Below are 20,601 nucleotides of genomic sequence, written 5' to 3'. Positions count from 1 at the left end.
GAACCTGCGCCCGCCAACAGCGTTCGTTAACCAATCTGAGGAATCTCTGAGTCGGAGTACACACGATGAAATCCCAGGCGTCCAAAGTCAACAGGGGATTTGCAATTGCCACAGGTACCGCCATCGCACTTTGTGCCTTGGCGGTTTCCCCGGGTGCCGAGGAACAAGCCAGCCTGCAGCTCGCGGCGGCCGTGCAGACGGAATGCGACCGGCTCGCCGGCAGCCCTTACGACCAGCAGCGCAACAGCGAATTCGCGCCGGTCGGCATCGATGATATCGACGATTCTGCCGTCAATGCCTGTCAGATGGCCTATGACGCAACCGGTAATCCACGTTTTGCCTATCAGCTCGGCCGTGCGCTCAACAAAATCCAGCAGCCTGACCATGCGATGAGCGCGTATAATGCCGCCGTCCAGGCGGGCTATCCGGCCGCCAAGGTGAACTTCGGCATGCTGATGGGGCGGCTCGGCGACGAACAGGCAGAATTTCAGCTTTACCAGGAAGCCGCTCTCAGCGGCAACGTGCTTGGCGCCTACAATCTCGGCGTCGCTTATCGCGACGGCCTCGGCACCAAGCCGGATGTAAGCAAAGCGCTGCAATGGTTCGAGAAGGCTGCAGCCGAAGGCGATGATACGGCCGCCTTCAACATCGGTACTATCTACGACGAAGGCCAGCTTGTGCCGCAGGACGACCAGATGGCGATCGCCTGGTATGATCTTGCCGCCCAGCGCGGCAATACCGATGCGATGGTCAATCTCGGCCTGATGTATGAGACCGGCGAAGGCATCGCGGCCGATGCCAAGAAGGCTGCCGAAATGTATCGCCAGGCGGGCGAAAACGGCGACCTCTTCGGCGCCTACAAATTCCTGCAGATGCAGGAGCTTGGCATCGTTCCGGCACCGAGCGATCCGTCCATGCCCGAAGGCGTCAACTCACTGGTTCTGAAGCCGGGCGATGTGGAAACACCCACAACCGTTGGCAAGGAGATCTGAGGCCCGATCTCCGATCCTAGATTTCTCCGGCGGACGGTCCCCAAACGTCGGTCATGGCAAAACCATCCGCGAGTGGATCGAACGGGTCAAGCGCCACCTGATGCAGGCCAAACGTAAAACCACGACCGGCGATCGTCGGAATGATCGCCGGTTTTCCCGCGACCGCCGTTTCCGCCGCCAGCCCTATCTCGAATTCCGAGCCGATGATGGAGCGCGACTTGAAGACGTCGCCGACCCTCACCTTGCCACGGGCATGCAAGGCGGCCAAGTTGGCGGAATTGCCCGTTCCGCAGGGCGAGCGATCCGCCCGGCCCGGCCACATCGTGGTGCAGGTGCGTACCGTGCCATCGGCTTCAGTATCGCGGAACATCACATAAGCAACGCCGGAGATCGCGGGGATTTCCGGGTGAACGACGGGTATCTGCCTGTTGATCAGGTCCTTGAGTACCATGCCCGCCTTGACAAGCGCCGCGGCGTTACCCTTCTCGATCGTCAAATTGATCTGACCGACATCCACCAACGCATAAAAAATGCCGCCATAACAGAGATCGAGCCTGATCCCGCCCCATTCCGGCGTGTCGAGCCGCACGTCGAGTTCGTGCACGAAGGACGGCACCATCGTAAGCTTCACCTTTTCACAGCGTCCGTCCCGGCAAGAGGCTGTCGCCTTGACCAAGCCGGCCGCCGTTTCCAATGTCACGACGGTTTCCGGCTCCTTCATCTCGACAATACCGGATTCCAGAAGCGCTGTTGTGACGCAGATGGAGTTCGAGCCGGAACTCGCATGCGCCTGGTCGGGCTGCAGGATGATAAAGGCCGCGTCCGCATCCGGATGTTTTGCCGGCAGCAGCAGGTTGACGGAGCCGATCGGCGCGCCGCGCGGTTCGAGGCAGAGGAAACGGCGAAGCTCCTGCCCCTTGGGATCGGTGTTCAGCCAGTGAAGCTGGGCGGCAATCGTTTCGCCGGGTATCTTCGGCACGCCGCCGATCGCGACCTTGCCGATCTCGCCTTCGCAATGGACGTCCAAAAGCTGGATCGTACGCTTCCATCTCATTCCGGGATGCTCCAATCAAACGTGGCGGGTAATGCCGCCATCGACGCGAACGTTCTGGCCGGTGATGTAGCCGGCGCCGTCCGACAGGAGGAAGGCAGCCGTCTTGGCGATCTCCTCCACATGGCCGATACGCTTCATCGGGATCTTATCGGCGGTCTCGGGCTTGTGGTTCAGGCTGTCGATATAGCCGGGTAGAATGCAGTTCATACGGATGTTGTCCGCGGCATAGCGGTCCGCATAGAGCTTGGTGAAAGCTCCGGCTGCCGCACGGTAGGTACAGGAAACCGGGAAAACCAGCGAAGGCTCATAGGCGGCAAACGTGGTGATGTTGACGAAGGCGCCCTTGCCCTGCTTCAGCATCACCGGTGTCACGAGGCGGGCCATACGCACCAGCGACAGGATCATCATGTCGGAGCCGAGCGTCCAGGCTTCATCGGTGATGTCGAGCAGATCCCCCTTCGGCGGATGGCCGGTATGGTTCACGACGGCGTCGATGCGGCCGTAGGTCTTCATCGCAAGGTCGAAAATTGCCTGAATGTCTTCGGCCTTTTCCGCCACACCGCGGGATGCCACGCCTCCGAGCTCGGCTGCCAGTATCTCGCAGCTTTCCGATGGCGACATCAGAGCCAGCCTGTAATCTTGAGCATTGAGTTCCCGCGCAATCGCTTCGCCCATGCCGCGTCCGCCGCCGGTGATCAACACCACCTTTTCCGTCTCAGCCATTGGAATCTCCCTGACGATTTGCCGGCCACCCGCCAGCCTCCGCGAACAGGTATATCAGCGCGCCGGTTTTGCCTACTGCCTTCAGCGAAGCCAGAGATAACCGAGGTTCAGCTTCGTGTTGCCGTCACTATAATAATAAGGAAGCGAAAGGGATTGGGGGGGCGACGGTGTCAGCCCCAGGGCGTTCACGGATGAAAGGTCGATCGGCGGCGTGCCCGTGGTCTTCCCGCTATCCACCCATATGGCCAAGACCGGTGCCCTCATAGCATCCGGCGGCGGAAAGCCGTCGATCGGCTGCTCGGAACTGATGACGGGCACGTCGGGAAACTGCAGCCGCATATTGCCTGCAAGATGCATGCCCCCGGCGACGATCAACGCAGGTCGTTGTTCAGCGTTCAGCGCTTCCGCGACGGATGCGAAGGGATAGTTTATCCGTGAATAAGAGCCCGTCAGCCCGCTGGTCAATGTCTTGCCCGCCAAAGGGATCAGGGTGACGGCCATGATGACGACGAAGACCGGCACGAAACGTCCGAGGTTCGCTCCGGTATCCACACTCGACCGCTCCAGCTTCAGAAGCAGATAAAGCGGCAGGGCAAGCAGATAAGGATCGAGCCAGCGCTCGGTGATCTTGGTCGTTCCCGTGACCAGGATCACGCAGACAACGCCCAGGAGTGCGACCAGCATCATCAGCCCGAGCAGACGCGCCCACCGATCCCCTGCCTTCAAGACATGGCGAAGATCCTTCTTGAAGGCGACCGCGAAGATGACAACCGTCAGAGCTCCGAAGGCAATGCAGGCAAGAGCGAGGGAACCGAGCGCCTTGGCAACACGGGCGGCTCCATGAGGAGCGTTGGCTTCCACCATCTTGCCGATCGTACCGTTCGTCGCGAGATCGAGATTGCCGACAAGCCAGAGCGCGTGCGGGAGAATGATGGCCAGACCAGCAACGGCGGTCAGCAGGATGCACGGAGCGAACAGGCGACCGCGCCACTCGCGATCAGAGAATACCGCGACGACCGCCGCCGCCGGCAGCAGAACGAAATTATATTTCGAGATCGTGCCTATGCCGATCGCAACGCCAAGGATCAAGTAGCCAATCCAATCCGGGTGCCTGAGCGTGCGGAAAAGGCCATAGAGGAACAGCGAGGTCGCCATCAGCACCGCAACCGTATGGGTGAGATCCTGCTGCGGCATGTAGGAGACCTGCGGCAGAGTAACCAGGCTCAGCATCGCCATCGCCACGAAAGCGGGACGCCGGTCGAGCTCGCGCGCCGCCAGGCCGAAGAACACGTAGCACAGGAACAGCATGAGGAATTTCGGGAGCATCAGGGAAAACAGCGAAATCCCCATGACGCGAACGAAGGCATTCTGAACCCAGTTGTAGAAAGGCGGCTGCGGTCCGTAACCGGCAAGCCAGTATTGCGAGAACAGCGACTGTTCGGCCTCGTCGAGGGTCAGCGAATTCGGCAGAATCAACCGGACGGCAATGCTCAACGCAAAATAGATGCCGAGAAACAGCGCGCTCGCCCACAGGCCCCGTGAAAGAAATCGCGTCAGGCGGCCGGGCTCTTCCAAATCTTCGCGCGCGAATATCGCGCCGCTCTCACGATCCATTTCCGTTCCTCGTGGAAGACGACATCCTTCAGCACGTGACACGGTGCACGGCACGGATCAATACCAAACTGGCGACGGCCGGACCTTGGATATAGATCACCAACTGTGGAGAGGCGAGATTTCAACTCGCGACCTCCCGATTCGGAGTACGACGAACCACGTGAGCAGGCCTGCTCCAACGGTCGCAGCGGCTGCGGCGGGCACGCCGGACCGCGCCACCACCCGCCAGTCTGCCTGCTTGGCATCAGTCCGAATTTGAAGCTGTTATCGGCGAAGCGCACGATTGTCGTCACTGCGATTGCCAACAAGAGCCGAAGCCCTGGAAAAGCGTGACACCAGCGGTGAGCAACGTCACAATGTCGATCCGGACAAATTCCATGTCTTGCCTTCCTCCCGCAATCGAATTTCGATATCGTGAACCGATATCATGTATCAAACGGTATTCGCTGAAAATGGAGCACCACGATCTCCTCTCCGGCCTTGTGCGCCTGCATGTGCTCCATCACGCAGCCGAGCATGAGATTTATGGCCAGTGGATGATCGATGAACTGGCGAGCCACGGCTACCGCCTGTCTGCCGGCACACTCTATCCGCAGCTGCACAAGATGACACGCGATGGCTACCTCACCGCACGCGAGGAGCGCGCCGGACGCACCATGCGCAAACTCTATTCCATCACGGACAAAGGGCGCGATGGCCTTGCTGTGGCCAAGCAGCGCATCCGCGAATTTACGGGAGAGGCGATGAAAAGATGACGGACACGACGACGAGCCAAGATGAAAACCAGAGCACCCGAGGCTCGGCCGGCGAGGTTTTCGCGGCGTTCCTCAAGCTCGGCCTCACCTCCTTTGGCGGGCCCATCGCGCATCTCGGGTACTTTCGCGACGAACTGGTTCTGCGGCGCAAGTGGATCGATGACAAGGGCTATGCCGACCTCGTGGCGCTCAGCCAGTTCCTGCCCGGTCCGGCATCGAGCCAGGTCGGTTTCGCCCTAGGGCTTCTGCGCGGCGGGCCGCTCGGAGCGTTTGCCGCCTGGACGGCCTTTACCTTACCGTCGGCCATTCTGCTCGTCCTCTTCGCTTACGGCGCGGCCGCATTCGGCGGACCGATCGGCGGCGGTATCATCACCGGTCTCAAGATCGTCGCTGTCGCCATCGTCGCCCAGGCCGTCTGGGGCATGGCGAGGAACCTCTGCCCGGACCGCGAGCGTGCCACCATCGCCCTCGGCGCGGTGCTGATCATCGTTTTCATGACGGGTGTGCTCGGGCAGGCGGCCGCGATCGCTGCCGGTGCCGTGGCGGGCCTTGTCTACTGCCGCAACCATCAGGCGGAGATCACCCGGCACATCGAATTCCCAGTTTCGCGATTGTTCGGGGCGATTTCGCTCTCGCTCTTCATCGCTTTGCTCGTCGGACTGCCCATCGTCACCTCCGCTACGTCTTCGCAAGGTTTCTCCGTCTTCGACTCGTTCTACCGCGCGGGCTCGCTGGTCTTCGGCGGCGGACATGTCGTATTGCCGCTTCTCGAAACGGAGGTCGTCCAACGCGGCTGGGTCAACCACGACCAGTTTCTTGCCGGCTACGGAGCGGCGCAGGCCGTGCCAGGGCCGCTCTTTACCTTTGCTGCCTATCTGGGAACTGTTTTGGAGCACGCCCCCAACGGTCTCGCCGGAGCGGGCATTGCGCTGATTGCCATCTTCCTGCCGGGCTTTCTGATCCTGCTTGGCGTTATTCCGTTCTGGGACAGCTTCCGCAAACGCGAAAGCGCACAAGCCCTCATGCGCGGCGCCAATGCCGCCGTTGTCGGCATTCTCGGCGCGGCGCTTTACGATCCCGTTTTCACCAGTGCGATTGTCGGTCCCCGTCAATTCGCGCTGGCGCTGACCTGCTTCGTGCTGCTGATGGCGTGGAAGGCCGCACCCTGGATCGTCGTGCTCGTCGCTGCGGCGGGTGGCGTGCTGATCGGTGTGGGTTGACGTCAGCTCGCTGCCGGAAAGCGTTCGGAAGCAGATGCATGCACTGCACGACAGCCACTGCGGCGGTTCGCTCGCAAGCCCGGCGTCCGGCGACTGATTCGATCGCGGCCGACTCGAGCGCATCCTGCGCATTGAGATAATCGGTCATCATCTGGCGCACCTCGACGACGTTGCGCTCCTCGATGCAGCCCAGCGCCATGATGAGAGCCCCACCTTGGTCTTGCCCGTCAGGCTGTAGAGGCCTACCTGCCGCGACGCTTCCGCCGGCCCAACCCGTAGGAGAAAGAGGTATGCTCGAAGCCTACGCGGAGAATTTCCCAGACCCAAACCGAGGCTGAACGTGATTCTGTCTTGATGCGCTCGTTGAAGGTCACAAAAAATACAATGGTATCAGGGAGGTAAATGGCGCACCCGAAGAGATTCGAACTCCTGACCCCCAGATTCGTAGTCTGGTGCTCTATCCAGCTGAGCTACGGGTGCGTGAGCAAGCAGTGCGTCACCGCTTGCGTGGCGATCCTCTAATGGGTGCCGCGAAGGATTGCAAGCGATTTTACCGCGGGCCGCGTCATTTTACTGTCACTTCCCGCTCAAACCGTTGAGAAGCAACATTTATTTGCGTCAGGCCCGAGCCCGGTAGTCTTCCAGCGAGACCGGGCGGTCGGGAATTTCGATCCTGAACTGCGTGCCAGGACCGGGTTTTTCCACAAGCGCGATCGTGCCGCCATGCGCCAGAACCAGCTCGCGGGCAATTACCAGGCCGAGGCCGGTGCCTCCTGAACGGGCGGAGCCGCGGAAGGCCGCGAACAGATTCTCGCGCGCCTTGCGCGGCATGCCGGGGCCGGTATCGTCGATCATAATGCTGACCACGCTGCCCACCCGATGCGCCGAAACGGAGATCCGGCGGACCATGGACGCATCCTCAGGGTCGAAGGTCGTAAGCGCCTGCACGGCATTGCGGCAGAGATTGTGGATGACCCGGAAAAGCTGCTCACTGTCGCAATCCACCTCCAGGTCGGCCGCCACCTGCTCCTGGAATTCGATACCCGCATCCGGATCGATAGCCAGGATATCGCGTACTTCCTGGCAAAGATCGGCGAGCCGGATGCGCCGGCGGCGCGGCGCGGCTTCGGAGGCCTGGCCGTAGGCAAGCACCTCACTCGTATAGCCCACGGCACGATCGATCGTGCGCAAAAGCTTCGGGGCGAAACTCCGCACCATCGGATCCTCGACGTCCGTCAGCCGGTCGGACATCAGCTGCGCAGACGCCAGAATGTTGCGCATGTCATGGTTGATCTTCGAAACGGCAAGGCCGAGATCGGCAAGATTCTTCTGCTGCTTCAGTGTGCGCTGCAGCTGCACCTGCATCGCGGTCAGATGCCGGCCCGCCACCGCAAGTTCGCCGCGCGAGCGGTCGGGGGCGAAGACACGGGCAGGATCATCCGGCTGCTCGGAAAAGCGCTGCATGCTATGGGTGAGCCGCCGGATCGGCAGGATCATCATGCGGTTGATGGCGAGGAAGATCAGAACCGCTGTGAAGAGCGAGATCAGCAAGGAAATCAGAAACATCATCTTTGAATATTTCAGCATGTCCTTGCGCAGTGCGCCATCCGTCATCACCAGCTCGATGACCATGTCGCTCTCGCCGATCGGACCATAGAAGCGCATCACGCGGCCGCCTCCGAACAGCAGCGTGTCGAGCGCATCACGCATGGACGCAAGCATCGGCGTATCGGAGAGATCGTAGACCTCATCTACCTGCGGCGGCATGTCGGTCGCGGCGAGCAGCCGCGAGGTGCCGTCCTTACGAAGCGCGATCACCTTGGTGCCGGTAGCCAGCAGCGTGTCGTCCTGTACCGCACGGGGAAGCTCGGCCGACTGCAGGCCATCGATGACGATGCCGGCGGCCGCAGCCGTATCCAGTTTGTCACGCAGCCAGTTCATCCGCATATTGGCGACAGAGGGCACGAAGATCAGCACTTCGGCAAGCATGACGAAGATGACGGTAAGCCAGAGGAGTCGGCCGGACAGGCCGCGGAAAAGGCGCGGCATCGGCTCCAGGCCCGCGCCCTCCGGCGAGGACCCCGAGCGCCCCGAGGTGTGAACCTCGCCGTCCATGCGGGTCTCCATTTCCGAATTTCGATCCCGACCGGCACCAATATCAGCCGATTTCGGTAATCCTCTATCTTAAGACTTCGATGCCAATTTACCAGCCCCTTCACCGCAGCGCAAAAAGAAAGCGGAGACGTTTCCGTTTCCGCTTCCTGATCTGGTTGATTTACGCGGCGCGGATCAGAATTCCTCCCAATCCCCCGCCGCCGGGGCCGCTGCGGCACTGCCGCCGAAAGCGCGTTTCAGCGCACCCGCCATTGCCTTGACGGGGGAGACGCGCGGACTGTGGGTCGAGGCAGCGGCAACCGGCCGCGGCGCTCCGGCACTTGCACCGGTCCTCTCGGCATCGTCGCCGATGTTGAACTGCGACAGGAGAGCAAAGAGGCTATCGGCTTCCGAAGAGAGCTTCTGGGTCGCTGCCGAAGTCTCTTCCACCATGGCGGCGTTCTGCTGTGTCACCTGATCCATCTGGTTGACGGCGGTATTGACCTCCGCAAGGCCGGTTGCCTGCTCACCGGAAGCGACCGCGATCGAATGGATATGATCGTTGATCTGCAGCACACGTGTTTCGATTTCGGAGAGGGCGTCGCCAGTCTTCTGCACCAGATCCACGCCCACCGCCACCTCGCCACCGGACTTGCTGATCAGCGCCTTGATGTCCTTCGCCGCACTTGCCGAGCGTTGTGCGAGTTCACGAACCTCCTGGGCGACGACCGCAAAGCCCTTGCCGGCCTCGCCGGCACGGGCTGCCTCAACGCCGGCATTCAGTGCCAGAAGATTGGTCTGGAACGCGATTTCATCGATGACGTTGGTGATCTGGGCGATCTCGCGGGACGCCTGCTCTATGCGGCCCATCGCCTCGACGGCGCTGCGGACAACTTCGCCGGACTGCGCCGCGCTCTGCTTTGCCTCGCCCACCATGACGGTGGCTTCCTGCGCGCGTTGTGTGGACGTGCGCACCACCGCGGTAATCTGATCGAGCGCTGCGGACGTCTGCTCCAGCGCAGCCGCTTGCCGCTCCGTGCGTTTGGAGAGGTCGTTGGTAGCATTGCTCAGCTCTGAAGCGCTGCCGTTCATCGAGCCGGTCGCGACACGGACATTGCTCATGGTGACGCGCAACGTTTCCATCGTGCCGTTAACGTCACGCTGCAGCTCTGCGAACGCACCCTTGAAGTTGCCGTTCATGCTGTCTGTGAAATCGCCGGCGGCGAGGCTCTTCACAACCCGGCACGTCTCTGAAATGCCTGTGTCGACGCTCGCCAGCAAATGGTCGACATTGCGGGCAAAATGATCGAGGCTTTCCTCACCCCATTGTTTGTCGATGCGGCGGGTGAAGTCACCTTCGGCGGCGGCGGCCACGACAGTCGACATGCGAGCCTGCAGATCGTCGCTCTTGCCGCGCATGGTTGCCTCCGAGGCATTCATACGCGCGACCTCGATACCGTTCTTGCGGAAGATCTCGATTGCTGCCGCCATATCGCCGATTTCGTCAGCGCGGCCCGCTCCGGAAACCTGCGCATTGAAATCGCCGGCAGCGATCTGCTTCATCGCTTTCGTCAAGTTCATGATCGGATGGCTGAGCTGACGCCGGCCAAGATAGAGTCCGAAACCCGCACCGGCCGCGACGCCGGCAACGGTAATGGCAGATACAAGGATGAAGAGCGTGCGGGTGAAATCATTGAGTTTCTGATCCACCTCGGCGAGCAGCGCCTGGTCTGTCTTGACGACTTCGTCGATCTCCACCTGATAGGCCTTGCGGTTGTTGCGATTGGCCTCGTTGTTGCCCTGCTCGTTTGCAGCCGCGGGACTGACTTCGCGCCCAAGGCGCGCGGTCTCGGACCTGAAGGCGGTGAATTCTTTCGACCGGGCAAGCAGCTTGTCGAATACGGCCCGCTCGTCGGCGGGAACGATCTTGTCCCAATCCGTAAGAAGCTGGTCCATTTCTTTGAGATAGCCGAGGATGCCGTCACCGAATTTCTTGGCTTCCTTGGTATCCTTCGACATGTAGACGCCGCGGGAATCCATAACGACAGCGGTTACGAGACGGTTCAGATGCTCGCCCTTTTGCGCGCGATCAGCCGCCAGCTCGTATTCGTCCATCATGGTACGATATTCCGTCATGGCAAATAGCGACATGCCGCCGATAAAGCAGGCCACGAGGCTCATGAACCCGACGAGGAGATTGATTTTCCCGCGAATTTTCATTGCTTTCCTTCCAGACCCGGGTGGATTTCCAGGGAAATGCAACTGTTCAGCAGTTCCTCCCCTATCCCGATATGCTAAAATTAGCTCTCATCAATTAAGAAATACTTGAAACTCCTCTTGAAACGGAAACAATCGCGACGGGTATAATTTTCCAAAATCACTCCTGATTGCAAAACGGCTTGCCATTCCTCGCCCTGGTCTTCTCCGCTCCTGAAATTATTGCATTTCAATTCGGAAAAGCTTGAATAACCGGAGAAATTCGGAATGGTTAACGGGATGCCTTGCAATCTTATCCTTTGAATCCGGAGCAAAGGGGATGCCCCCTCCCCAGGCCGAGATCAAAAAGCCCACCGTGATTGACTTTTCCGGCAAAGTTCTCTTATAAGCCGCGCACGTTCAGCTCCGGCGGGCTTGCACGCATGCAGCCGGTTATGCGGATCGTTTTTCCGAAGCGCTCTTGCTCTCTTTCACGGGGGCAAAATCCAAGAAGGGCCGCACACCGCGGTATTAAAATAAATGAAGCGTACCTACCAACCGTCCAAGCTTGTTCGCAAGCGTCGTCACGGATTCCGTGCCCGCATGGCCACCAAAGGCGGCCGCAAGGTTCTTTCCGCACGCCGCGCCCGTGGCCGCAAGCGTCTCTCGGCCTAAGGCCGAGCTGCCCGAGGCGACCGGGCGATGATGACGGAGACCAAGATCAAGAAGACTGTCGGGCGGCTGAAAAGCCGGCCGCAGTTTCTTGCTGTCCGGGAGGGCGAAAGTCGTCGTGGCCGAACCTTCCTTCTGGAAGTGCTCGATCGCCATGTGCCGGACGAGCCGCCGCGCGTCGGCTTCACCGTCACCAAGAAACAAGGCAACGCAGTCGAACGCAATCGCATGCGCCGGCGCCTCAAGGAGGCGGTGAGGCAATCTGCCGGATTTGCAATGAAGAACGGACACGACTATGTGATTGTCGCGCGGAGGGAGGTGCTGGCGGTTCCCTTCGCTGATATGACGGCCCGGCTCATCGAGCGCATTGAAAGCAGGCCGAAACCGAAGCGGTCCGAGGAGACCCGTTCCAGGAAAGCATGATGGAAAAGAACCGCAATTACTTCATCGCGATCGCGCTCTCGGTGCTGATCGTCCTTGCCTGGCAGTTCCTCTACATGAATCCGAGGATGGAAGCTCAGCAGCGCGCCGAAGAGGCTCGCCGTGCGCTGCAAGGCGAAACTGCCCAGACCACCTCTCCGGAAAGCCCCGGCGCCCAAAGCGGATCGAGTGCGCCCACGGGTGCCTTGCCAGGAGCCGCCCCAGGGCAGACGACCGTCACTCGTGAACAGGCGCTTGCCAAGTCGCAGCGCGTCCAGATCGAGACGCCAGCCCTCACCGGTTCCATCAACCTGACCGGCGCCCGTTTCGATGATCTGAAGCTGCGCGAATACCACGAGACCGTGGACGACAAGAGCCCGATCATCACGCTCTTCTCACCCTCCGATACGAAGGATGGCTATTTTGCCGAAGTCGGTTACATCCCCAATGAATCGATAGGGACAGTGCCCGGTACGAGCACCCAGTGGACGCTCGCAAGCGGCGACAAGCTGACCCAGCAGACGCCTCTGACGCTCTCCTTCACCAACGACAAGGGCATCACCTTCACCCGCACGATCTCGGTTGACGACCACTACATGCTGACGGTCGTGGATAAGATTGATAACAAGACCGGTACGCCGGTGACATTGACGCCCTATGGCCGCGTCATCCGTAACAACAAACCGGCAACGCCTTCCGTATGGGTCATTCACGAGGGCTTCATCGGCGTGATGGGCGAAAGCGGCTCACTCAGCGAGCATACTTATTCCAATATCGAAGAAGAACAATATACCAACGAGAAAGCGACCACCGGCTGGTTCGGCATCACCGACAAGTATTGGGCCGCGACCATCGTTCCCCCTCAGACGCTGCCCTACGTCACGCGCTTCTCGCATTTCACCGGCGGACAGGCGAGCTATCAGGCGGATTACAAAGGCGACGACCTGACGGTGCAACCCGGCCAGTCGACCGAGCTTAAGAACCTCGTCTTTGCCGGCGCCAAGGAAGTGCCGCTGATCTCGCGCTACGAAACGGAATACGCCGTTCCGCAGTTCAATCGCCTGATCGACTGGGGCTGGTTCTACTTCATCACCAAGCCGATGTTCCAGCTGATGGACTTTTTCTTCCGTCACGTGGGTAATTTCGGCGTCGCGATCCTGCTCACCACCATCGTCGTCAAGGCACTGTTTTTCCCGCTCGCCAGCAAGCAATACGCCTCCATGGCCAACATGAAGCGCATGCAGCCGAAGATGGAGGAACTCAAGGCCAAGTTCGGCGACGATCGCATGGGCCTGCAGCAGGCGATGATGGCGCTCTACAAGGAGGAGAAGATCAATCCGATTGCCGGCTGCTGGCCGGTGCTCCTGCAGATCCCGGTATTTTTCGCGCTCTACAAGGTCATCTACGTGACGATCGAGATGCGTCACGCGCCCTTCTTCGGCTGGATCCAGGACCTTTCCGCGCCCGATCCGACCTCGCTCTTCAACCTGTTCGGCCTGTTACCTTACGACGTGCCACACTTCCTGTTGATCGGCGTCTGGCCGCTCGTCATGGGGGTCACCATGTTCCTGCAGATGCGCATGAACCCGACGCCGCCAGACCCAACCCAGGCGATGATCTTCACCTGGATGCCGGTCGTCTTCACCTTCATGCTGGCATCATTCCCGGCCGGCCTCGTCATCTACTGGGCCTGGAACAACACGCTGTCAGTCACGCAGCAGGCGATCATCATGAAGCGCCATGGAGCCAAGGTCGAGCTCTTCGACAACCTGAAGGGCCTCTTCCGACGAAAACCGGCAGCTTCGAAGTAACATCAGAAAACCCCGGTTCGCCGGGGTTTTCTTTTTCGGCAATAGGCAAATATCTTCCATAGCTTGACATTGGCCGGCAAAACCCGGAAGCCGTGTCGCTTCGATCAAGACAGGACCGACAGAACCGATGCCCGCAGACAGGAACATGGACGACAAGCCGCTTTTCGGCCGCCCCTGGATCTTCATCCGCGGCGTGCCGTCGATGAAATTCCTTCCCCCGGAAGGCCCGCTGGAAGTGGCTTTCGCCGGACGATCCAATGTTGGCAAGTCGTCGCTCATCAACGCGCTCGTGGGCCATAAAGGGCTTGCCCGCACGTCCAACACGCCGGGCCGCACCCAGGAACTCAACTATTTCGTTCCGGACGGATATTCCGGCGAAGGCACGGACCTGCCGCCGATGGCACTGGTCGACATGCCGGGCTACGGCTATGCGCAGGCGCCGAAGGAACAGGTCGATGCCTGGACCAAGCTCGTCTTCGATTACCTGCGCGGACGCGCCACGCTGAAGCGCGTCTATGTGCTGATCGACAGCCGCCACGGCATCAAGAAGAATGACGAGGAAGTGCTTTCCCTGCTCGACAAGGCCGCCGTCTCCTACCAGGTCGTGCTGACGAAGACCGACAAGATCAAGGAACCGGCTGTCGCGAAACTGATCGCGGAAACGACGGAAAAGATCCGCAAGCGGCCGGCAGCCTACCCGGTCGTTCTTTCGACGTCATCGGAAAAGGGCCGCGGCCTCGATGAACTGCGCCAAGCAATCACCGAAACGGTCGGCATGCCGGTCTGATGGCCTCGAAACTTCGGCCATGATTATTTCCTCTGTCAAAAACATGCGCTAAAAGGCCCCACTCACTTCATGGGGAATCCGATGACCGCTTCCGATAGCGAACTTCAGGCCAAGCTTCTGGCCCAGGCGCTGCCCTATATGCAGCGTTACGAGAACAAGACCATCGTCGTGAAATATGGCGGCCACGCCATGGGCGACCCGGAACTCGGCAAGGCGTTCGCGGCGGATATCGCGCTCCTCAAGCAATCGGGTGTCAACCCGATCGTCGTCCATGGCGGCGGCCCGCAGATCGGCGCGATGCTGACCAAGATGGGCATCGAATCCAAGTTCGAAGGCGGCCTGCGCGTCACCGACGCCAAAACCGTCGAGATCGTCGAAATGGTGCTCGCCGGCTCGATCAACAAGGAGATCGTGGCGCTGATCAACCAGACCGGCGAATGGGCGATCGGGCTCTGTGGCAAGGACGGCAACATGGTCTTCGCGGAGAAGGCCAAGAAGACCGTCATCGACCCGGACAGCAATATCGAGCGCGTTCTCGACCTCGGCTTCGTCGGCGAAGTGGTGGAAGTCGACCGCACGCTGCTCGACCTGCTCGCCAAGTCGGAGATGATCCCGGTCATCGCCCCCGTCGCTCCCGGCCGTGACGGCGCCACCTACAACATCAATGCCGATACGTTCGCTGGCGCCATCGCCGGCGCGCTGAACGCGACGCGCCTGCTCTTCCTCACCGATGTTCCCGGCGTGCTGGACAAGGACAGGAACCTCATCAAGGAGTTGACCGTCGCCCAGGCCCAGGCGCTCATCAAGGATGGCACGATCTCCGGCGGCATGATCCCGAAGGTCGAGACCTGCATCGAAGCGATCAAGGCCGGGGTTCAGGGCGTCGTCATCCTGAACGGCAAGACCGCCCATTCCGTGCTGCTTGAAATCTTCACCGAGCGCGGGGCGGGCACGCTGATCGTGCCCTGATCCCGAGGCGCTTCAAGGCTCAGCCGGCGGCGGCAAAAACCGCCGCGGCATCCTCCTTCAGCCTCGCCATCATCGCCCGATAAGGACCGGGACCGTAACTCACACGACTGACGCCGAGCTCGCCGAGGCGTTTCGGCGTGGAGACGCCCGGCATCATCATGATGTTGACCGGCACTGGCGTCGCTTCGCAGAGCGTGCGGATCAGCTTTTCATCTGCAAGTCCCGGCGCGAAGAAGCCGCTGGCGCCGGCCCCGGCATAAGCTTTGGCGCGTTCGATCGCCTGATCGAGAAGGCCCGCATGCTTCGCCCGGTCGCCCTCCTGCAGGAAAAGATCGGTGCGGGCGTTGATGAAGAAAGTCATATCAAGCGCGTCGGCAAATGCCCTTATGGCGCGGACGCGTTCCGCCTGCACCTCGATGGCGTAGACGCCGCTGCCGCCAACGACCTGATCCTCGAAATTGATGCCGATCGCGCCGGCATCGATGACCTTGCCGACATTTCTCGCAAGTTCCGTCGGTTCTTCCGCATAACCGCCTTCGAAATCCACCGACAAGGGCACATCGACAGCCGCAGTGATCGATTTCACGGTCGCAAGCAATGCTTCCATCGGCAGGTTCTCGCCGTCGGCATACCCTTGGGCCGCTGCGACCGACCAGCTTCCGGTGCCGAGCGCCTTTGCCCCGGCATCGGCGACGGCCTTTGCCGTGCCGGCATCCCAGATATTGTAGATGATGACCGGATTGCCCTTTTTGTGAAGCGCGCCGAAAGCGGCCGCCTTGTCCTTCTGAGACATCAAATGATCCTCCCGTTAAGGATACCACCCTAACTGGATTCGATCACTATTGCCGCCTGAAATCGGGCGCCGATTACGAGAAAAGCAACCCGAGGATGCCGCAGACGATCAGCAGGCAGCCGATCACCTCCATACGGTTCACCCGCTCGTGGAAGAGGAAATAGGAAGCCATGAAGGTGAAGACGAGTTCGATCTGGCCGAGCGCGCGCACATAGGCCACCTGCTGCAGAGTCATCGCCGTGAACCAGCCGGCCGATCCCACGACGCCGGCCAACCCCACCAGCGAAGACGAGCGCCAGGAGAGAAGCACCTGGATGATCTCCCGCTTGTCCTTCCACACCATCCAGACCAGCATGAAGGCCGTCTGGAAGGTCGTGACGCAGGCGAGCGTGACCGCCGCCTCCATCACCGGCCCAGGCCCGCCGAGGGAGAGCGACGCGCTACGATAGGCCACGGCCGAAATGCCGAAGACAGCCCCCGAGGCGATGCCGATCAGCGCCGTTCGGCCGGTCAGCGCGACCAGTGTATTGCGCCAGGAAAGCGGCATGCGTGCCATGGAAATCATCATCACGCCCAGGACGCCGACGATGATCGCCATGACAGCGCCGGGTGTCAGCCTCTCGCCGAGCAGGATGAAACCGAAGATCGCAGCCTGTACCGGCTCCGTCTTGGAATAGGCCGTGCCGACGGCGAAATTCCGAAGCGAAAAGAGATGCACCAGCATGATCGTCGCGAAGATCTGCGCCAGCCCGCCGATAACGGCCCATGCCGCAAAGGTCCAGTTCGGCGCAGGAAACGGATAGCCGGCAAGATAATGCAGCGCCAGCACATAGAGGATCGCCACCGGAAACCCGTAGCCGAAGCGCACGAAGCTCGCACCGCGCGTGCCGAGCGAACCCTGCAGATGCTTCTGCAAGGCGGAGCGCAGGTTCTGCAGGAAGGCGGCGGCAATGGTGATGGGGATCCAGAGTTCCATATCGTGGCGGTATCATGCCCGCTCATCTACCGCCAAGGCCGGATTCGGCTGAAACCGGTCGTCTTTTTCGATTTTCTTTATCGGCCCGGCGGTGCATAAGACCGGCATGGACAAGAAACCCAAAACCTCTCCCGATCCCATCGATTTCGACCGCATCCGCGACTGGGTCTTCGATCTCGACAACACGCTCTATCCGCATCACGTCAATCTGTTCGCGCAGATCGACAGGAACATGACGGCCTATGTGCAGGAACTGCTGCAACTGGAACCGGAAGAAGCCAAGGCGCTGCAGAAGCACTACTACCACGAGCACGGCACCACGCTGCAGGGCCTGATGCTGCACTACGGCATCGATCCGGACAGCTTCCTTGAACGGGCGCATGCCATAGACTATTCGGCGCTCCTGCCCAACCTGGAACTTGGCGAGGCGATCAAGGCTCTTCCCGGCCGCAAGTTCATCTTCACCAACGGCAGCATGCCACATGCGGAGGCCGCCGCGCGGGCGCTCGGCATCCTCGACCATTTCGATGACATCTTCGACATCGTCGCTGCCGATTATGTGCCGAAGCCGTCAGGCGCTACCTACGACAAGTTTGCGAGCCTGCATCGCGTCGACACGAGGAACGCGGCGATGTTCGAGGACCTGCCGCGCAACCTGCAGGTGCCGAAGATCCTCGGCATGCGTACAGTCCTTCTCGTGCCGCGCAATCTCGATACGGTGCTGATGGAGCGTTGGGAGAAGCTGAGCGACGAGGACGATCACATCGATTATGTCACTGACGACCTTGCCGGCTTTCTCGGCGGTCTGCGTACGAGCTAGAGTCTTATTCGCCTTACCAAAAGTTCATCCACCTTACGGATGTTTAAGTAGCTTTGACCGGGGCCGGGACCTACCTTCAGGTTATTGAAGTAACCGGAAAGGACCCCTCAATGACCGCGAAGAAAATCGTTTTGGCGACCCTTAGTGCCGTCTTGGTCGCGGGAGCCGCTATCCCGGCTCTCGCGGCACCAGGGCGCGATGGACCTGGCCGCCCCGGCGGTCCTGGCCGCGCAATGATGCAGGACGTGATGTTCGTCCGCCTGCTCAAGAACGCCGACACCGACAAGGATGGCAAGATCTCCAAGGATGAAGTGACCGCCTTTCAGGACAAGCTGTTCACCCAGATCGACGCCAACAAGGACGGCTCGCTGACACGTGGGGAGATGCTCGATTACCGCCAGGCGCGGATGGAAGAATTCCGCAAGAACAATCCGCCGCCGGAACAGGCCGATAATGGTGATGACCAGCCGCAGGACCGGCGGGATCGCATGGCCGACAGGCGCGACGATCGCCGCGATCGGGACCGCCAGGCATGGAACCATCACGGCTGGGGCCATCACGACCGGGATCGCCGTGAAGCCCGCTGGGACGGGCCGCGCCATGGCGGCATGATGCGCGGCGGTTTCTTCCGCATGGTCGATGAAGACAATGACGGCAAGGTCACCAAGGCTGAAGCCACTACGGCCACCGACAAGCTGCTTGTCCGCATGGACACGAACAAGGACGGAATGATCTCCATCGACGACCTGCCGGACCGCCCCCTCTAGTTCTCCGCCCCCTTTAGAACTAGTACCGGCTGTCGTCTCAAAGGACCCGCCTCTTCCGCTAGAGAGGCGGGTTCTTTCTTTTAGTGCTCGTAAAAGTCCGCGATGATCTTCCAGGCCTGATCGGCCGTTTCCACGAAGCTGATCAAGTTCACGTCATCCGGCGCGATCGTGCCGAATTCCGCAAGCGCTTCGAAATTGATGATACCGCGCCAGAAGGATTCGCTGAAAAGGATCAGCGGAACGCGCTCCATGCGCCTGGTCTGGATGAGAGTCAGCGCTTCGAACATCTCGTCGAGCGTGCCGAAGCCGCCTGGAAACACTGCTACCGCCTTGGCGCGCATCATGAAATGCATCTTGCGGATGGCGAAATAGTGGAAGTTGAAGCTGAGCTCGGGGGTTACGAACCGGTTCGGCGCCTGCTCGTGCGGCAGCATGATGTTGAGACCGATGCTGGGTGCGCCGGCTTCGGTCGCTCCGCGATTTCCGGCCTCCATCACACCAGGACCGCCGCCCGTCACGACCACGTACTCCTGGTGGTTGTAGATGGCCGAATACTTGCCACAAAGGGCCGCGAATTTCTGCGCCTCCTCGTAATAAACCGAAGCCGCTTCGAGGCTCTTGCGCTGGGTTTCGTTGCGAGCCGCCCAGGCGCTCTGGCCCGGAGCGGGAATGCGCGCACCACCGAAGAGCACGACAGTCGACCGGATGCCGCGTTCGGCAAGGGCCATCTCCACCTTCAGCAGTTCGAGCTGCAGGCGAACCGGGCGAAGCTCTTCCCGGCACAGAAAATCTTCATCCACATAAGCGAGCCGGTAGGACGGCGATTCCGTCTGCGGCGTCTTTGGCAGGCCCGCCGCCGCCTGCCTGTCCGCCACATTGTCCTTCAGCGGATCCCAGACACCATCCTTGCGCCGTGGTCCGTCTTTCCTTGACCTTGCCATTTGCCTGATCCTTCCGGCATCAACATCGGTTGACGCCAATTCACATTGACGCTTGAGTGGCGGTCGCTTAGAGCAAATGACACTAAAAAACCACCTCTCCCGCCATCACGATATCGAGCGACGTTTAAGGATTTCCCATGAGCAGCCCCGACTTCTCTTCCCTCGAAAAGACTATCGAGACCGCTTTCGACAACCGCGACAGCGTCACAGTCTCCACGAAAGGGGAAGTGCGCGATGCCGTCGAGGAAGCGCTCCTGCTGCTCGACGGCGGCAAGGCGCGCGTGGCAAGCCGCGGTGCGGATGGCACTTGGACCGTGCATCAGTGGCTCAAGAAGGCCGTGCTGCTCTCCTTCCGGCTCAACGACATGGAAGTCGTCAAGGGCGGACCGGGTAATTCCACCTGGTGGGACAAAGTGCCGTCGAAATTCGAAGGCTGGGGCGACAATGCGTTTCGCGCCGCCGGCTTCCGCGCCGTGCCAAACGCGGTGGTTCGCCGTTCCGCCTATATCGCGAAGAACGTGGTGCTGATGCCCTCCTTCGTGAACCTCGGCGCCTTCGTCGATGAAGGCACGATGGTCGATACATGGGCAACCGTCGGTTCCTGCGCGCAGATCGGCAAGAACGTACATCTCTCCGGTGGAGTCGGCATCGGCGGCGTGCTGGAACCGATGCAGGCAGGCCCGACCATCATCGAGGACAATTGCTTCATCGGCGCCCGTTCGGAAGTCGTCGAAGGCTGCATCATCCGTCAGGGTTCGGTGCTCGGCATGGGCGTTTTCATCGGCAAGTCGACGAAGATTGTCGACCGCACGACCGGCGAAGTCATGTATGGGGAAGTGCCGCCCTATTCGGTGGTCGTGGCCGGCACCATGCCCGGCAAGCCGCTGCCGAACGGCGAACCGGGCCCGAGCCTTTATTGCGCCGTGATCGTCAAGCGCGTCGATGAAAAGACCCGCTCCAAGACCGGCATCAACGAACTGCTCCGCGACTGAGCGAA

Annotated in this window: 19 protein-coding genes and 1 tRNA gene; 11 read left to right on the top strand and 9 right to left on the bottom strand. The window is 60.6% G+C overall.

What is annotated here, in order from left to right; translation table 11 throughout:
- Nucleotides 1–65: 65 nt before the first annotated feature.
- Nucleotides 66–992 (top strand): tetratricopeptide repeat protein, encoded by a 927-nt coding sequence (locus J2046_RS00965; protein WP_210048059.1) that lies wholly within the window; start codon nucleotides 66–68, stop codon nucleotides 990–992.
- A 16-nt stretch (nucleotides 993–1,008) separates the two neighbouring features.
- On the opposite strand, the gene J2046_RS00960 is transcribed toward J2046_RS00965, so the two are convergent.
- The 3 genes from J2046_RS00960 to J2046_RS00950 all read right to left on the bottom strand — a co-directional run bounded on the left by J2046_RS00960 (nucleotide 1,009) and on the right by J2046_RS00950 (nucleotide 4,383).
- Nucleotides 1,009–2,046, bottom strand: a complete 1,038-nt coding sequence (locus J2046_RS00960) for a 4-hydroxyproline epimerase (protein WP_210048057.1) — start codon at nucleotides 2,044–2,046, stop codon at nucleotides 1,009–1,011.
- A 15-nt stretch (nucleotides 2,047–2,061) separates the two neighbouring features.
- Nucleotides 2,062–2,769, bottom strand: a complete 708-nt coding sequence (locus tag J2046_RS00955) for an SDR family oxidoreductase (protein ID WP_210048048.1) — start codon at nucleotides 2,767–2,769, stop codon at nucleotides 2,062–2,064.
- 81 nt (nucleotides 2,770–2,850) lie between these two features.
- The gene (locus J2046_RS00950) at nucleotides 2,851–4,383 is read right to left on the bottom strand and encodes a glycosyltransferase family 39 protein (protein ID WP_210048046.1); all 1,533 of its coding nucleotides are present in this window, start codon (nucleotides 4,381–4,383) and stop codon (nucleotides 2,851–2,853) included.
- Between the two features lie 452 nt (nucleotides 4,384–4,835).
- Here J2046_RS00950 and J2046_RS00945 point away from each other — a divergent pair, with 452 nt between their 5' ends.
- Together J2046_RS00945 and chrA are read left to right on the top strand one after the other, a co-directional pair.
- The gene (locus J2046_RS00945; protein ID WP_210048038.1) at nucleotides 4,836–5,138 is read left to right on the top strand and encodes a PadR family transcriptional regulator; all 303 of its coding nucleotides are present in this window, start codon (nucleotides 4,836–4,838) and stop codon (nucleotides 5,136–5,138) included.
- A complete protein-coding gene (gene chrA, locus J2046_RS00940) occupies nucleotides 5,135–6,358 on the top strand; it encodes a chromate efflux transporter (RefSeq protein WP_210048036.1) in 1,224 nt (407 codons plus the stop codon). Before J2046_RS00945 ends, chrA begins: the two co-directional genes overlap by 4 nt.
- A 403-nt stretch (nucleotides 6,359–6,761) precedes the next feature.
- On the opposite strand, the gene J2046_RS00935 is transcribed toward chrA, so the two are convergent.
- The 3 genes from J2046_RS00935 to J2046_RS00925 all read right to left on the bottom strand — a co-directional run bounded on the left by J2046_RS00935 (nucleotide 6,762) and on the right by J2046_RS00925 (nucleotide 10,672).
- Nucleotides 6,762–6,838: transfer RNA gene (locus J2046_RS00935), tRNA-Arg, on the bottom strand.
- Nucleotides 6,839–6,976: 138 nt separating this feature from the next.
- Nucleotides 6,977–8,407, bottom strand: a complete 1,431-nt coding sequence (locus J2046_RS00930) for a sensor histidine kinase (protein ID WP_233469502.1) — start codon at nucleotides 8,405–8,407, stop codon at nucleotides 6,977–6,979.
- 240 nt (nucleotides 8,408–8,647) lie between these two features.
- On the bottom strand, nucleotides 8,648–10,672 hold the full coding sequence (locus J2046_RS00925; RefSeq protein ID WP_210048027.1) for a HAMP domain-containing methyl-accepting chemotaxis protein: 2,025 nt from the start codon (nucleotides 10,670–10,672) through the stop codon (nucleotides 8,648–8,650).
- A 516-nt stretch (nucleotides 10,673–11,188) separates the two neighbouring features.
- Between J2046_RS00925 and rpmH the strand changes: the two genes are divergently transcribed.
- The 5 genes from rpmH (at nucleotide 11,189) to argB (ending at nucleotide 15,307) form a co-directional block, all read left to right on the top strand.
- Nucleotides 11,189–11,323, top strand: coding sequence for a 50S ribosomal protein L34 (gene rpmH, locus J2046_RS00920; RefSeq protein WP_081953029.1), 135 nt, complete (start codon nucleotides 11,189–11,191; stop codon nucleotides 11,321–11,323).
- A gap of 30 nt (nucleotides 11,324–11,353) precedes the next feature.
- On the top strand, nucleotides 11,354–11,743 hold the full coding sequence (gene rnpA / locus J2046_RS00915) for a ribonuclease P protein component (protein ID WP_210049711.1): 390 nt from the start codon (nucleotides 11,354–11,356) through the stop codon (nucleotides 11,741–11,743).
- Complete coding sequence (gene yidC, locus J2046_RS00910) at nucleotides 11,743–13,551, top strand: membrane protein insertase YidC (protein ID WP_210048025.1); 1,809 nt, start codon at nucleotides 11,743–11,745, stop codon at nucleotides 13,549–13,551. Before rnpA ends, yidC begins: the two co-directional genes overlap by 1 nt.
- A 127-nt stretch (nucleotides 13,552–13,678) precedes the next feature.
- Nucleotides 13,679–14,338 (top strand): ribosome biogenesis GTP-binding protein YihA/YsxC, encoded by a 660-nt coding sequence (yihA, locus tag J2046_RS00905; protein WP_210048023.1) that lies wholly within the window; start codon nucleotides 13,679–13,681, stop codon nucleotides 14,336–14,338.
- 81 nt (nucleotides 14,339–14,419) lie between these two features.
- Nucleotides 14,420–15,307: an acetylglutamate kinase gene (argB, locus tag J2046_RS00900; protein WP_210048021.1), complete on the top strand. Its 888-nt coding sequence runs from the start codon at nucleotides 14,420–14,422 to the stop codon at nucleotides 15,305–15,307.
- 19 nt (nucleotides 15,308–15,326) lie between these two features.
- On the opposite strand, the gene J2046_RS00895 is transcribed toward argB, so the two are convergent.
- Together J2046_RS00895 and J2046_RS00890 are read right to left on the bottom strand one after the other, a co-directional pair.
- Nucleotides 15,327–16,100, bottom strand: a complete 774-nt coding sequence (locus tag J2046_RS00895) for an isocitrate lyase/PEP mutase family protein (RefSeq protein ID WP_210048008.1) — start codon at nucleotides 16,098–16,100, stop codon at nucleotides 15,327–15,329.
- A gap of 73 nt (nucleotides 16,101–16,173) precedes the next feature.
- Nucleotides 16,174–17,076, bottom strand: a complete 903-nt coding sequence (locus J2046_RS00890) for a DMT family transporter (RefSeq protein WP_210048006.1) — start codon at nucleotides 17,074–17,076, stop codon at nucleotides 16,174–16,176.
- Between the two features lie 106 nt (nucleotides 17,077–17,182).
- Here J2046_RS00890 and J2046_RS00885 point away from each other — a divergent pair, with 106 nt between their 5' ends.
- Nucleotides 17,183–17,896, top strand: a complete 714-nt coding sequence (locus J2046_RS00885) for a pyrimidine 5'-nucleotidase (protein WP_210048004.1) — start codon at nucleotides 17,183–17,185, stop codon at nucleotides 17,894–17,896.
- Nucleotides 17,897–18,006: 110 nt separating this feature from the next.
- A complete protein-coding gene (locus J2046_RS00880; RefSeq protein WP_210048002.1) occupies nucleotides 18,007–18,663 on the top strand; it encodes an EF-hand domain-containing protein in 657 nt (218 codons plus the stop codon).
- An 80-nt stretch (nucleotides 18,664–18,743) separates the two neighbouring features.
- Here the strand turns inward: J2046_RS00880 and J2046_RS00875 are convergent, their stop codons facing one another.
- Entirely contained in the window at nucleotides 18,744–19,604 is an 861-nt protein-coding gene (locus J2046_RS00875; RefSeq protein ID WP_037159109.1) for an LOG family protein, read from the bottom strand.
- A gap of 137 nt (nucleotides 19,605–19,741) precedes the next feature.
- Between J2046_RS00875 and dapD the strand changes: the two genes are divergently transcribed.
- Nucleotides 19,742–20,596 carry a 2,3,4,5-tetrahydropyridine-2,6-dicarboxylate N-succinyltransferase gene (gene dapD / locus J2046_RS00870; protein ID WP_210048000.1) on the top strand — a complete coding sequence of 285 codons (855 nt, stop codon included), beginning with the start codon at nucleotides 19,742–19,744 and terminating at the stop codon, nucleotides 20,594–20,596.
- The last annotated feature ends 5 nt before the right edge of the window (nucleotides 20,597–20,601 follow it).

It is taken from the genome of Neorhizobium petrolearium (genome assembly GCF_017873175.1).
Taxonomy (GTDB): Bacteria; Pseudomonadota; Alphaproteobacteria; order Rhizobiales; family Rhizobiaceae; genus Neorhizobium; species Neorhizobium petrolearium.
Note: the sequence above shows the minus strand (reverse complement) of the source record. Positions and strands in the feature narration are given on the sequence as shown.

What these genes read in the sequence shown, in the direction of transcription:
- J2046_RS00965 (WP_210048059.1), top strand. Translation starts at nt 66, where the DNA reads ATGAAATCCCAGGCGTCCAAAGTCAACAGGGGATTTGCAATTGCCACA.
- J2046_RS00960 (WP_210048057.1), bottom strand. Translation starts at nt 2,046, where the DNA reads ATGAGATGGAAGCGTACGATCCAGCTTTTGGACGTCCATTGCGAAGGC.
- J2046_RS00955 (WP_210048048.1), bottom strand. Translation starts at nt 2,769, where the DNA reads ATGGCTGAGACGGAAAAGGTGGTGTTGATCACCGGCGGCGGACGCGGC.
- J2046_RS00950 (WP_210048046.1), bottom strand. Translation starts at nt 4,383, where the DNA reads ATGGATCGTGAGAGCGGCGCGATATTCGCGCGCGAAGATTTGGAAGAG.
- J2046_RS00945 (WP_210048038.1), top strand. Translation starts at nt 4,836, where the DNA reads ATGGAGCACCACGATCTCCTCTCCGGCCTTGTGCGCCTGCATGTGCTC.
- chrA (WP_210048036.1), top strand. Translation starts at nt 5,135, where the DNA reads ATGACGGACACGACGACGAGCCAAGATGAAAACCAGAGCACCCGAGGC.
- J2046_RS00930 (WP_233469502.1), bottom strand. Translation starts at nt 8,407, where the DNA reads ATGCCGCGCCTTTTCCGCGGCCTGTCCGGCCGACTCCTCTGGCTTACC.
- J2046_RS00925 (WP_210048027.1), bottom strand. Translation starts at nt 10,672, where the DNA reads ATGAAAATTCGCGGGAAAATCAATCTCCTCGTCGGGTTCATGAGCCTC.
- rpmH (WP_081953029.1), top strand. Translation starts at nt 11,189, where the DNA reads ATGAAGCGTACCTACCAACCGTCCAAGCTTGTTCGCAAGCGTCGTCAC.
- rnpA (WP_210049711.1), top strand. Translation starts at nt 11,354, where the DNA reads ATGACGGAGACCAAGATCAAGAAGACTGTCGGGCGGCTGAAAAGCCGG.
- yidC (WP_210048025.1), top strand. Translation starts at nt 11,743, where the DNA reads ATGGAAAAGAACCGCAATTACTTCATCGCGATCGCGCTCTCGGTGCTG.
- yihA (WP_210048023.1), top strand. Translation starts at nt 13,679, where the DNA reads ATGCCCGCAGACAGGAACATGGACGACAAGCCGCTTTTCGGCCGCCCC.
- argB (WP_210048021.1), top strand. Translation starts at nt 14,420, where the DNA reads ATGACCGCTTCCGATAGCGAACTTCAGGCCAAGCTTCTGGCCCAGGCG.
- J2046_RS00895 (WP_210048008.1), bottom strand. Translation starts at nt 16,100, where the DNA reads ATGTCTCAGAAGGACAAGGCGGCCGCTTTCGGCGCGCTTCACAAAAAG.
- J2046_RS00890 (WP_210048006.1), bottom strand. Translation starts at nt 17,076, where the DNA reads ATGGAACTCTGGATCCCCATCACCATTGCCGCCGCCTTCCTGCAGAAC.
- J2046_RS00885 (WP_210048004.1), top strand. Translation starts at nt 17,183, where the DNA reads ATGGACAAGAAACCCAAAACCTCTCCCGATCCCATCGATTTCGACCGC.
- J2046_RS00880 (WP_210048002.1), top strand. Translation starts at nt 18,007, where the DNA reads ATGACCGCGAAGAAAATCGTTTTGGCGACCCTTAGTGCCGTCTTGGTC.
- J2046_RS00875 (WP_037159109.1), bottom strand. Translation starts at nt 19,604, where the DNA reads ATGGCAAGGTCAAGGAAAGACGGACCACGGCGCAAGGATGGTGTCTGG.
- dapD (WP_210048000.1), top strand. Translation starts at nt 19,742, where the DNA reads ATGAGCAGCCCCGACTTCTCTTCCCTCGAAAAGACTATCGAGACCGCT.